The 12,560-nt window shown below is 63.2% G+C and carries 10 protein-coding genes; 7 read left to right on the top strand and 3 right to left on the bottom strand.

Annotation, left to right across the window (positions count from 1 at the left end):
* Positions 1 to 58: 58 nt before the first annotated feature.
* Entirely contained in the window at positions 59 to 2,029 is a 1,971-nt protein-coding gene (gene acs / locus JMV54_RS08515) for an acetate--CoA ligase (protein ID WP_420842090.1), read from the bottom strand.
* A gap of 258 nt (positions 2,030 to 2,287) precedes the next feature.
* On the opposite strand from acs, the gene JMV54_RS08510 reads away from it, so the two are divergent.
* The 5 genes from JMV54_RS08510 to JMV54_RS08490 all read left to right on the top strand — a co-directional run bounded on the left by JMV54_RS08510 (position 2,288) and on the right by JMV54_RS08490 (position 5,445).
* Positions 2,288 to 3,370, top strand: coding sequence for a TadA family conjugal transfer-associated ATPase (locus JMV54_RS08510; RefSeq protein WP_201518490.1), 1,083 nt, complete (start codon positions 2,288 to 2,290; stop codon positions 3,368 to 3,370).
* Positions 3,370 to 4,308 carry a type II secretion system F family protein gene (locus JMV54_RS08505; protein ID WP_201518489.1) on the top strand — a complete coding sequence of 313 codons (939 nt, stop codon included), beginning with the start codon at positions 3,370 to 3,372 and terminating at the stop codon, positions 4,306 to 4,308. Before JMV54_RS08510 ends, JMV54_RS08505 begins: the two co-directional genes overlap by 1 nt.
* 45 nt (positions 4,309 to 4,353) lie before the next feature.
* The gene (locus JMV54_RS08500; RefSeq protein WP_201518488.1) at positions 4,354 to 4,605 is read left to right on the top strand and encodes a DUF4244 domain-containing protein; all 252 of its coding nucleotides are present in this window, start codon (positions 4,354 to 4,356) and stop codon (positions 4,603 to 4,605) included.
* Between the two features lie 113 nt (positions 4,606 to 4,718).
* Entirely contained in the window at positions 4,719 to 5,042 is a 324-nt protein-coding gene (locus JMV54_RS08495; RefSeq protein ID WP_201518487.1) for a TadE family type IV pilus minor pilin, read from the top strand.
* A gap of 10 nt (positions 5,043 to 5,052) precedes the next feature.
* Positions 5,053 to 5,445, top strand: coding sequence for an Rv3654c family TadE-like protein (locus tag JMV54_RS08490; protein WP_201518486.1), 393 nt, complete (start codon positions 5,053 to 5,055; stop codon positions 5,443 to 5,445).
* A gap of 134 nt (positions 5,446 to 5,579) precedes the next feature.
* On the opposite strand, the gene JMV54_RS08485 is transcribed toward JMV54_RS08490, so the two are convergent.
* Positions 5,580 to 7,922, bottom strand: coding sequence for a Cna B-type domain-containing protein (locus JMV54_RS08485; RefSeq protein ID WP_201518485.1), 2,343 nt, complete (start codon positions 7,920 to 7,922; stop codon positions 5,580 to 5,582).
* A 215-nt stretch (positions 7,923 to 8,137) separates the two neighbouring features.
* Positions 8,138 to 9,145: a LacI family DNA-binding transcriptional regulator gene (locus tag JMV54_RS08480; protein WP_201518484.1), complete on the bottom strand. Its 1,008-nt coding sequence runs from the start codon at positions 9,143 to 9,145 to the stop codon at positions 8,138 to 8,140.
* A 119-nt stretch (positions 9,146 to 9,264) separates the two neighbouring features.
* On the opposite strand from JMV54_RS08480, the gene JMV54_RS08475 reads away from it, so the two are divergent.
* Entirely contained in the window at positions 9,265 to 10,899 is a 1,635-nt protein-coding gene (locus JMV54_RS08475) for an amidohydrolase (protein ID WP_201518483.1), read from the top strand.
* Positions 10,900 to 10,925: 26 nt separating this feature from the next.
* Positions 10,926 to 12,272, top strand: a complete 1,347-nt coding sequence (locus JMV54_RS08470) for an APC family permease (RefSeq protein WP_201518482.1) — start codon at positions 10,926 to 10,928, stop codon at positions 12,270 to 12,272.
* The last annotated feature ends 288 nt before the right edge of the window (positions 12,273 to 12,560 follow it).

The raw sequence follows: 12,560 nt of genomic DNA, 5'->3' as shown, positions 1-12,560 counted from the left end.
TTAAAAAAGGTGCGCGCCCACGGCAGAGCCGGGCGCGCACCGTTTTCTGCGGCTCTGGCTATGCTTTCGCGCGATCGTCCGCAACCAGTTGCACGATCGCATCCATTACCGATGCATCCGTCAGCGTTGAAGTGTCGCCAACCGGCTCATTGTCGGCGGCGTTGCGCAGCAGTCGGCGCATGATTTTTCCAGAGCGTGTCTTTGGCAGCTCATCAACAACGTAGAGGTTGCGCGGGCGGGCGATTTTGCCGATGCGCTTGGCCACATATTCGCGCAGCTCTTGCGGTACATCCACACCGCTCGCGGCTTCGAGCTGCGACTGTTTGAGCACAACAAAAGCCACCACGGCCTGCCCGGTGGTTTCATCGTTGGCCCCGACCACGGCAGCCTCAGCGGTGAGCGGATGCTCGACCAGCACGCCCTCAATTTCGGTGGTCGACAGTCGGTGCCCTGAAACGTTCATGACGTCATCGACGCGGCCGAGCAGCCACAGGTCACCGTCCAGGTCGACTCCGGCGCCGTCGCCCGCAAAATAGCGGCCCGGGAACTGCGACCAGTAGGTTTCGATGAATCGCTCATCATCGCCCCAAATGCCGCGCGCCATCGACGGCCACGGCTCGGTGATGGTGAGCAGCCCCATCTCACCCGGGTCGACTCGCTCGCCCTGCTCGTTCACAACCTCAATCTCCACGCCGGGAACGGGGCGCTGGGCAGAGCCGGCCTTGAGCGCATCCTGGGTGGGGATTGGGGCGATCATGTGTGCGCCGGTTTCGGTCTGCCACCAGGTGTCGGCAATCGGACAGCGCCCGCCGCCGATGACCTCGTGATACCACTGCCAGGCCTCGGGGTTGATTGGCTCGCCAACCGATCCGAGCAGGCGCAGGCTCGATAGGTCGTGGCGAGCGGGGATGGCGCGTCCGGCGCGCATGAATCCGCGGATTGCGGTGGGCGCGGCATAAAAAATGGTGACGCCGTACTCTTCAATGATTTCGAACCAGCGGTCGAGGGAGGGGTAGTCGTGCGAGCCCTCGTACATCACCTGGGTGGCGCCGTTGAGCAGCGGGCCGTACACGAGGTAGCTGTGGCCGGTGATCCACCCGACATCAGCGGTGGCCCAGTACACATCGTCGTCGCGCAGGTCGAAGCTGGTGCGGGTGGTAAAGGCGACCTGGGTGAGGTAGCCACCGGTTGAGTGCCACAGGCCCTTCGCTTTGCCGGTGGTGCCGGAGGTGTACAGGATGAATAACGGATGCTCGGCAGGGAACGCTTCGGGGGTGTGCTCGGGGGTGGCCTTGGCGAACTCATCGTGCCACCACACATCGCGGCCCTCGACCATGTTGACCTCGTGGTCGGGGCGGCGCAGCACCAGCACGCGCTCAACCGAGTGTCCGGGCGTCTCGAGGGCGGTGTCGACGGCCTCTTTGAGCGGGAAAACCCGGCCCTTGCGGTTAGAGCCGTTGGCGGTGATCACAAATTTGACGTCGGCATCATCGAGGCGCTGGCGGATTGCTTCGGGTGAAAAACCACCGAAAATCACCGAGTGGGTGGCACCGATTCGCGCGCAGGCGAGCATCGCCACCACCGTTTCGGGCACCATCGGTAGGTAGAGGGCGACGACATCGCCGGCTCGTACTCCCAGGTTCAGCAGCATATTGGCGGCCTGCTGCACATCGCGGTGGAGGTCGGCGTAGGTGATCGTGCGGGTGTCGCCAGGCTCACCGATCCAGTGAATCGCGACCCGGTCGCCGTTGCCGGCGGCGACGTGGCGGTCAACACAGTTCACGCTGGCGTTCAGGGTCCCATCGGCAAACCATTTCGCAAACGGTGGATTTGTCCAGTCGAGTGTCTCGGTGAAGGATGTTTCCCACTCGAGTTCGCGTGCGCGCTCGGCCCAGAATTCGAGTCGATCGGCCTGCGCCTGGTTGCGGATATCACCGGGGATGCGGGTGCCGGCGATGAATTCATCCGCGGGCGGGTGCGATGCAATCGGGTTGGTGAGTTTTGCAATGCGCTCTTCAGCTTTTGTCAACTTCGGCTCCTTTGGCGAGATCGTGCGACCGAGTGTATACCCGCACTTTTGATGGCGGATGATCGTGTCTCGAAATTACGGCGGCAGCGATTGGGGTGCGGGGCGCTGTATGGGATGCGCGGGCTGGATGCGCGCGCTGGTTGGGTGGGCCGATGCCAGGTGCGCGGTGGCCGCCCGGGAGGGCTGGGGAAAGCTGTTATCCACAGAGACCTCGGAGTCCGGGGCGGGTGGGGGACAGCTGCCGCTACCTTTGCCGCCATGAACGCCACAGTCGCAACACTTGACCGCTTCGTTGTCCAGCCCGCCGCCGACCGCCCAGCCAGCGTCGATCTGGCGCCGATACCGGGACGCAGCGCCGACGAGCGCCCGCGCCGCCAGCTCACCCGCGGGCAGGCCGAGGCGTTCGGTCCGCTGGCCGGCTTTATCTCGGATGCAGAGATAACCGACCTGTTCGTGAACGCAATGGATGGGCTGTGGATTGACCGCGGTGCCGGTGCGGTGCGAGTGGAGGGCTGGCAGGCGCCGCACGAGCGAGCAATTCGCGAATTGGCGGTTCGGTTAGTGGCGCTGGGCGGGCGGCACCTTGACGACGCCAATCCGGCGGTTGATGTGCGGGTGGGGGATGGCATCCGCGTGCACGCCGTGCTGCCGCCGGTGTCGGTGCGTGGCACGCTGCTGTCAATCCGGGCGCCGGGCGCCACCCGTCCAGATCTGCAGCAGCTCATCCGTTCGGGATATTTTTACGAGGGCGCGGCTGAGATCGTGCAGCGGGCAGTTGCCGACCGGGCAAATATTCTCATCACCGGCGCCGGCGGTTCGGGTAAAACCACGCTGCTGGGAGCGGTGCTGGCATCAGCTCCGGCGAGTGAACGCATCGTGGTGATCGAAGATGTCGCCGAGCTGCGCATCAACCACCCGCATGTGGTGAGTCTCGAGGCCCGCCAGGCCAATATTGAGGGCGCGGGAGAGGTGACGCTCGCCAGACTGGTGCGGGAATCACTACGGATGCGCCCCGACCGGCTGGTACTGGGAGAGTGCCGCGGGGCTGAGCTGCGCGAACTATTGGCCGCGTTGAACACCGGTCACGACGGCGGTGCCGGCACCCTACACGCCAACTCACTGGCGGATGTGCCGGCTCGACTCGAGGCACTCGGCGCGCTGGCAAATATGTCGGCAACCGCGGTGGCGCGGCAAACGGTTTCGGCCATCGACCTGGTGATGCACGTGGAGCGCCGCGACGGACTGCGGCAGCTGGTGGATATGGGCGAGTTTTGGGTCGACGATGCCGGGCGGCTGCGGATCACCAGCGTGCGCAGCGGCAGCCGGATGGAGCGGGGCTGATGACGGTCGCGCGATACCCGGCCGAACAGGTGGCGGTGGTGGTTGAGCGGCTGGCGGCGCTATTGGCCGGCGGTGGTCCACCGGCGGATGCGTGGGCACGGCTCGCGGTATTCACCGAACACGAGCCCGAACCCCGCCCGCGACGTCGGCGCGCTGCCGCCACCGTGCCGATGGAGCAGCGGCTCGCGCGAGCCGTTGCCCAGGGCGAAGACCCGGCAAGTTTTCTGCGACAGGACGACCACGAGGCGTGGCGGGCACTGGGTGCGCTATGGCAGCTCACCGAACGAACCGGTGCACCGCTGGGCGCATCGCTACGACAGCTGGCCGCAGGATTTCGCGACCTCGGTGCATCCGAGCGCGAAATTGCCGTCGCCCTGGCGGGGCCCGCAGCCACCGCGCGGCTGGTGATGGTGCTGCCGTTCATTGGGATCGCCCTCGGGGGCGTGCTGGGGTTTGACACCTTCGGCGTGCTTTTTGGCGGGATCGTCGGTTGGGTGCTGTTGACGATAGGGCTGTTGCTGCTACTGGCAGCCTGGTGGTGGAACCGAGTGCTCGTGGGTCGAGCCTCGCGGCATCCACGCACTCCCGGCTTCGGCCTCGATCTTGTCGCAACCGGGATGAGCTCGGGAAACGATGCCCGACAGGTGCTGACTGAAACGGCACACACGCTGCGAGATTTTCAATTGGAGCGCTCGGGGCTTGAACGGGCGCAGCCAATCATTGAACTCGCCGCAGCGGCCGGGGTCGCCGCGGGCGAACTGCTGCGCGGTGAAGCCGCGCTCGAGCGGCGGCAGGCACGCACCGAAGCCGCGCAATCGGCGGCGCGGCTGGGAACCGCGCTGATGCTGCCGCTTGGTGCCTGCATCCTGCCCGCATTTTTGGCGCTGGGAGTGGCGCCGGTGCTCATCGCGGTGCTGCAGCACTCGATGGCCAAATAACTGCTCACCAAAGTCGTGCCGTGTCGTGATTCAGAAAGGAACCAAATGAACACCCGAATCAATTTCGAAACCAACAATGTCGAAACCGCCAACGGGTCAACCACCACGCCCGCTGCCGCGCGCTTGCTGGGGCGGCTGCAACGACTGCGGCACGAAGAAGACGGTGCCGCCACCGCCGAGTACGCCATCGTGATCACCGCCGCGGTGGCGCTCGCCTCGGTGTTGGTGCTCGTGGCGCAGTCGGAGCCGGTGAAACAAATCATCGAAGACCTGCTGATCGGAGCATTCGGCGGTTAGGGGCTGTGTGCCAACACGGCGCAAAACCGGCGAATTAAGGAGGTAGCGAGGTGGGGCGAGTGCGGCAGCGGCGGTGGCCAACGTCGGTTCGCTGGTGCGCGTGGCGGGATGCGTTGCGGCACCAGAGGGGTTCGGTTTCAGCCGAGTTCGCGGTGGCGATGCCGGCTGTCGCGCTCGTACTCACCCTCTGCGCCGGTGCGGTCGTGGCGGTGGCGACACAGGTGGCGGTGCAGGATGCAGCCGGGGAAGCTGCCCGGCTGGCGGCGCGCGGTGACGAACCCGCGCTCGCGGTCGACCAGCTTGATGGCGGGGCACTGGATGTATGGGATAGCGGCGAGCTTCGCTGCGCCCGAGTCAGTGTGGCGATCACGCTCGCGGGTATTCCCACTGCCGCGCGGGCGCAGGCGCAATCGTGCGCGCTGCGCGATATTGAATAGGCAGCGCAAGATGAGCAGTGCAGATCATGCGCTCGGTGCGGGCAGGCGTGTGCTGCTGCGCCGGTGGTATCGCGCTGAACGCGGCAGCGGCACAGTGCTCGCGCTGGCGATTATTGGCGTTGTGATGACGATCACTCTCAGCGCGGTGCTGGTCGGGCAATCGCTGGTGTCACTGGCCCGTGCTCGAGTGGCGGCGGATGCGGCCGCGCTCGCGGCAGCCGATACCGTGTCGGGGCGAGTGCAGGGATCGGACCCGTGTCAGCGGGCGGCGCAGGTGGCGCAGGCTCATGACGTAGTGCTTGAAGACTGCGAGGCGGCCGCCGCCCGAACACGCGTGGTTGTTCGGGCGAATGATCCCCTGCTCGAGATCCGGGTCGAATCGGTTGCGGGTCCGCCGCCTTAGGGGCTGGCCAGTGCTATTGCCAGTACTGCTTGTCGGGGTTTACTGGACGAAAAAATGCGCCGGCAGTAACGCGGACGGCCCAGCTGCCCTGAGGCAGTCTGAGCCGTCCGAATTCAGTGCCGGGCGCTACCGACCTAGTTTGCGCGTCGACGAGTCAGAGTGAGCCCAAACCCGAGTGCGATGCTGACTGCAGCAACCCAAATCCACGGGCTACCATCCGCACCGGTTGCTGAAAGCTCAGTCCGGGAGGGATGCGTCGTGCCAGTCGGGGCTGGCATCGGGGTTTCTGTACCCGGTGGCACCGGAGTCTCCGAAGGCGTCTCGGGCGGTGTTGGTGTTGGTGTCGGTGTCGGCGGAACGAATGTGTTCTCAATCCGGATTGCGAAGCCGTCGGCAGTCGCATCCACGGGGTTCACTGGCCTGACACTCGCGGTGAAGTCGTCGAGCTCCTTTTCAGTCACGCTGTACTCCACAGGGCGACCGTCAATGGTCACGGGCAAATCGGTGAAAGTGGTTTGCCACTGTCCGTTTTCATCCGGGCTGACCTTCACCGGCATCCCCACGGGCACCGTAGTGCCATCATCCAAGAACTTCGCCGTGAGCTGAAGCTCGATTTGCCCGGGGAGGTTGTCGGTCAGCGGCGCACCGGCCTCGTCAACCCATGTCTTTTTCGCCGGGACGTCGACATCATCGGTGCCGATTACCACAGCGCCATTCGAGCCGATACCAGCACCCCGATAGGCGGTGTTGCCCTGAATCAAGAGCTCGTGTTTTTGGCGAACCCCTTCCTGCGCTGCATCCCAAGCCGCAAGGCTTGTTTCATCAGTTCCGCTTGCGTAGGCTTTTAGGCCACTGTTAACGAGTGCGCGGCCCTTGAAAATCTGTGCTTCGCCAGGGTTATCCGGAGCGAAGCGGGGCTGCGCATTGTCCCAGTAGTACGAGACATTGCCCAGCCCGAGCATCCGCTCGGCCAGATAGAGCTCGTAGGCGCCGGCTGAACCGTAGTTGTCGTGGGCAATGTCGTCGCCGTACGACTCTGCAGCGTTCGCGAAGATACCGCCGCCCTCGTTCACGTGCGTCTCGACCGAACCGGTTGGGCACACCCACAAGCCACCGCCAATGTACGTGGCGGTGTTGCCAGTAACCATCACCGATTCGAGACGTACGGTGTATGACTTCGTAGCCACATACACGCCACCGCCCTGGTGATCGGCCTTGTTATCGGTGATTTTGCCGCCGGTCAGTAGCACCCGGTTAGAAACTACATTCACGCCGCCACCGGTGCGAGTGGCGTGATTGCCGGTGATTTCACCACCGGTCATGGTGAAAGCTGCGGGAGAAAGTTCAGCCCACTCATCCGGTGAAAGCCCAGAGTTTTTACCGGTGGAAGCGTTTTCAGAGAAATTAGGACCGCCCGAGACATAGTCATCGAACGTGGCAACTCCCGCGCCGTAAGGTGATGTATTGCCGACAACTTTGCCGCCAGTCATAGTCGCTTCCGAGTTACCCCAGATAAAGACTCCGCCACCCGAGAACGAAGAATGGTTGTTGGCGATGCTGCCATTGTTCAGGGTGAAGTGGTTGCGTTTCGCATCTTTATCGGCACGTGCTTCGTCGAGCGACCAGGGCCAGCTCCACAGCAAGACGCCGTTACCACCCCAGCCGATGTTGTCGCTGATTTCACCGCCGTTCATCTCGAGGGTGCCGCCGTTGTACAGACCAACTCCGCCGGTTTCACCGTAGGCTCCCGGTGATTGATCGGCGCGGCCATCGGTGATACTGCCGCCGTTGAGCACCATCTTCGCGCCGTCGGTGACTGCTACCTGGGCAGCGCCGCGCTGCGTTGTGCCAGGGCTGCCAAGGCGACGCTGGTTGTCGGTGATACTGCCGCCGTTCATGATGAACTGTGCGTTCGCGCCGTGGACCGTCACCGCGCCAGTGTGCGATGTAGACATATTTCGGGCGCCGGTGATACTGCCCGCGTCCATGATGAGTGTTCCTTGCACATCGAAGAGGTGGGTGGTTGCATCAGGAATCCATTGGCCCCGGCCACCAAACTCAACATCACCGCCGCCAGAGTTGGAGCCGAGTGTGAGCGTCGCACCTTCTTCAACGCTCACCATTACTCCGGTGAAACCATCTTCGCGGTAGAGCAAGTCGCCCTTTGTTTGCGGATAGTTGACTAGTTCAATGTCGCTGCCCGAGGGAATGATTAGCGTTTGGGTGAGTCCATCATTCACAAGGCCGAGAACGATTCGTGTGGGGGTTGCGCCTGCGTTTGCGATCAGATTGCGAAGCATCGATTCTTCACATATCAGGCTGTTCTCGGTGAAGCACTCGACTTCGGTGCGCTCAGATGCCTGTGCGGAGCTTTGCTGGCCCAGCGGCGTGGTGACCATCCAGCCAAACGCGAGTAGTGCCGCGGCGAGTAGCGCGATGATTCGAGATGGAATGTTTGAACGTTGTGAACTGGGCATATCATTCCCCCAACAGCGTGGTTGTGGCGGCAGGCGCTGGCCGTCGACCCTACATCTCCCAGAGTACTATCAGTATTTTTTCAGGCAATAGTTGGATTGCGGCGAGATGCATCTCAATACGGGTGAAAATCGGACAGTTGGCTGAGTATTTCTTCGCTGTTGACTCGACGAGTTGGTTTGAGCTGAGGCGCGCCACGCGTTCGCGGCTCGCGGGATCAGATTGCGAGCGGCTGGCTCCAGTGCCGAGCCCAATTAATACGCGCATCCCAAACCGCCTCGTTGCGATCGGCGGTAGCGGCCTCGCCGTCCAAAAAAGCAACCACGAGGTCGCCGCAGTGCCGGCCGTACTCATAGGGCATGAGATCAAACGCGGTGATGTGTGGTGACGAGAGCTCGGTGATGGGGTCGCCGGCGGTTGACACCAGCCAGGGCACGGATGAATCGGGCTCACCAAGCTGCAGATAAAGATTGGCAATACCGGCCCAGCGCTCGCCGGTGGAAACCAAAAGATCCGGCTGCTCGCGGTCGATGAGCGACTTGATCGCCGCGGCCACCTCATTGGCGGGGGTCCCGATCGCCAGATCAACGTGCGCGAGCGGTATGCCGTGGGCGGTGCAGGCAGCCTCGAGGGTCGTGTGTACGTCTCGCTGCCAGGCGACTCCGGGTAGCGAGCTCGACGACAGTAGCGCGGCTTTGTGCGCCCCCTTAGAAATCGCCCGCTCGGCGATTTCGACCGTGAGGGCGGCATAGTTCGTCGAAATAACCTTCGTTGCCGGCGCATCCGGTGAAGGGATGCCGTCAACGGCAAAGATTGGGATGCCCGCCCTGGCAAGCTGGCTGGGCGTGCGAAGATCGCTGCTCCAGTCGACAACGATGGCCGCATCCACCAGCGTGAGCGGGTTGGCGCGTGAGTGTTCGTGGTCGAGCAGGACGTCATAGCCTTCGCGGGCGACGACCGAACTCAATCCGAATGCGAAGTTCATATAGAACTGCAGGTCGGAAGTGTTCGCTGGCAGATGAAGGCTGAGGATGCCGGTGCGACCTCGGCGCAGCGCGGCGGCCGAGCGGTTGTGGAGATACCCGAGACGTGCGGCAGCCTCGTGGACGCGCGTGCGAGTGGCCTCGGCGACGGACGGTTTATTGTTCAACGCGCTCGAAACGGTGCCCACAGACAGGCCGAGTTCTGCGGCCAGCTGTGGAATCGTCACCCGTGATTGCGGCATGGGGTCCATCTAAGCAGGTGTCACCTTGACTGGCATAGCGACACGTGGCAGCATGTTGAAACGTTTCAAATCTGTACGGGTTGCAAAGCTGCGGAATGAGGTCAACGTTGACAAACACAGTGGAAACCACATCGGATCGGGCGGTTATCTACCGCGCGGCTACGGTGCTGCACGACGGGTTGCAAGAAGCCACCGGGATGCTCGTGCGCGACGGCCAAGTTGCCGAGGTGGGCGATGCGGCAGCGCTCGCCACACAGCACGGCGACGCTCAGGTGGTCGACTTTGGTGACGCCACCATTACCCCGGGCCTGATTGACGGCCACATCCACGCCATCTGGGGTGTTGCGCTCGCGCGCGGTGCCAATCTCGCCAATTGCACCTCCCTCGAGGAAGTGAAGGATGCGCTCCGCGCCGAAGCTGAGCGGGTCGGTGCAGATGAATGGGTGTTCGGTTACGGCTTTGAACCGCACCTGCTGGGCGATGCCCCGGTGACCAACGACTTCATCCACGACGCGGTCGGCGCCGAACGGCCCGTGTACATCACGCTGTTCGATGCCCACTCGGCACTACTTTCGGGCGCCGCACTCGCCGCCTGCCAGGTCACCGAATCAGCAACCTTCATCGACGGGGGAGGTTTCACCGAGCGGCCCGATGCCGACGAGCGCCAGCTCACTGGGGCAGCCCGTCTCACCGGGCACGTGCTCGAATGGATCGCCCTCGACCACGTGCAACGGCACGTGCCGCGCATCCCGGTGGCCGAACAGGCTGACACGCTCTACAACAACCTGTCTGAAATGGCACACACCGGACTCGTCGGCGGCTACACACCAGACCTGCAAAATCCAGACACCTTCGCGGTGCTCGAAGCCATCGAAGCCGATCGAGAGCTGCCGGTACGCATCCGCATCTCGCCATGGTGCACGCCAGAAATGTCGGCGGAAGAGGTCGACGCCCTCGCAGATATGAAACAGCATCGCGGCCGGCGCTGGGAGGTGGAGGGCGTGAAGCTTTTCATCGATGGCACGATCGACGGCGGCACGGCCTGGCTCGAAGAACCGGACGCGTTCGGTGAGGGAACCCGCGGATTCTGGCACGACCCCGAACAGTATGCGCGCAACCTTCGTCGCCTCAACGAACTCGGCGTGCCAACCATCACTCACGCGATCGGTGACCGCGGGGTGCGTTTTGTGGCCGAGACCATCGCCAGCCTGCCCAATAACGGCACTCGCCACCGCATCGACCACCTCGAACTCGTGGCCGATGAGGTCATCGAATTTATTGGCGAACACGACATCAGCGTCTGTGTGCAGCCAAACCACTGCACGCTGTTCATGCACGCCGACGGCACCGACACCTGGTCGAAGCGCCTGGGTGAGCCCCGCAATAAGCAGGGCTGGAAGACCCGCAGCTACCTCGAACACGGAATCACCGAAGCGCTCGCGAGTGACTGGCCGGTGGCGCCGTTCGACCCGCGCACGATCATCGCCGATGCTCAGCTGCGTCACCCGCACGACCGCAACACCCCGCCCATCCACCCCGAACAGGCACTCACCGCCAGCGAAGCATTGACGGGCTACACCGAATCAGTACCCGCATCGGTGGGGCGAAGCGGTGCCGCGCTGCGCGTTGGTGAACCGGCCGACTTTACTGTTTGGGCTTGCAACCCACTCGAAACCCCCGCATCCGAGCTGGCCGATGTTGCCATCGTGGCAACCGCCATCGACGGATCACTCGTATTCAACGATCAGCGCTGATCGCTTTACACGAACGGAAAATCACAATGCCAACCCCTCAAGGAATTGCCTCGCCCCGACTGCAGCGCGTGCTGGGAGTGCCCTCGCTGCTGTTTTTCGGGCTCGCCTACATGGTGCCGCTCACGGTGTTCAGCACCTACGGCATCGTTACCGATGTGACCGGCGGGCACCTCGCCGGTGCCTATGTCATCACCACCATCGCAATGCTGTTCACGGCGCTCAGCTACGCGAGTATCGTGCGTGCCGAACCCACCGCCGGTAGCGCCTACGCCTACGCCAAAAAGGCCTTCGGCCCCGGCGTCGGTTTCACCACCGGTTGGGCGCTGATGATCGACTACGCGCTACTGCCGATGATCAACTACATGCTGCTCGGGCTCTATATCAACGCGCAGTTCCCGGCCATCCCGGCCTGGATTGTGATTCTGGCGGCAATCATCATCGTCACCGCACTCAACCTTTTCGGCATTTCGGTGGTGAAAAACGCCAACGCATTCCTGGTGGTGTTCCAGCTCGTTTTTGTCGTCGCCTTCCTGGTGGCGGCGTTCGGCAAGATGCAGCCGGAGGTGGCCGTCACCGACCCGTTCTGGTCGGAAAGCGCCAGCCTGGGCGGGCTGATGGCCGGCGCCTCAATTTTGGCGCTGTCGTTCCTCGGCTTTGATGCAGTTTCGGCGATGGCTGAAGAAGCGAAAGACCCGCGCCGCACCGTGCCGCGCGCGGTGGTACTCACCGTGCTTGTGGGCGGCACGCTGTTCATGATTATCAGCTGGGCCGGTCAGCGAGTGTGGCCCGACTTCAGCACTTATACGTCGCTCGACACCGCATCCCTCGAACTCATCAGCCACCTCGGCGGCGCCTTCTTTGAGGCTTTCTTCCTCACTGCCTATCTGGTCGGCTGCACCGCGAGCGCGCTCACCTCGCAGGCTGCCACCGCGCGCGTGCTCTACTCGATGGGGCGCGATGAGCTGCTGCCCAAGCGGGTGTTTGGCGTGCTGAGCCCGCGGTTCAAGACACCGCGCAACGCGATCCTCGTGATTGCCGCGATCTCGCTGCTGGCACTCGTGCTGCCGCTGGATGTCGTCGTCTCAATCATTAGTTTTGGTGCGCTCGCGGCGTTCTCGATGGTGAACCTTGCGGTGATCAAATACTTCATCATCGACCAGCGCAAGCGTGAGCCGCTCGAACTGCTGCGCTACGGGCTGCTGCCGGGCATCGGTCTGGCGCTGTGCGTGTGGCTGTGGTTCTCGCTGCACTGGACCGCGCTCGCGGTGGGCCTTGGTTGGGTGCTCATCGGCATTGTTTACCTGGCTTTTATCAGCCGCGGGTTCTCGAAGATGCCCAAGACCATGGTGATCAACCTGGACGACGTCGAGTAATTAATAGGGAGCGGATGCGGGGCTGCGGCCTCGCATCCGCGTTCTGTGCTCTGCTGCCTGTAGCATCCTGCATCCTGGTGTGCGGATTTTTGTTTCCTGAAATCAGAAAATTGGCTGCAATTTGCTGTTTTTCGGGGGTTCTGGCACCCAAAAACGCTGTTTTGCAGCCAGGAAACAATTCTCAGCAGCGAACCGATGTCAGGAAACAATTTTCTGAGGGAAGGCGAGGCCGGTCGGGAAGGCGGGGCCGGTCGGGAAGGCGGGGCAAGCCGGGACGCGGGGCCGGGA

The organism is Gulosibacter hominis (assembly GCF_904842695.1).
GTDB lineage: Bacteria > Actinomycetota > Actinomycetes > Actinomycetales > Microbacteriaceae > Gulosibacter > Gulosibacter hominis.
The sequence above is the reverse complement of the archived record's forward strand: the minus strand, read 5'-3'. Positions and strand labels throughout refer to the sequence as shown.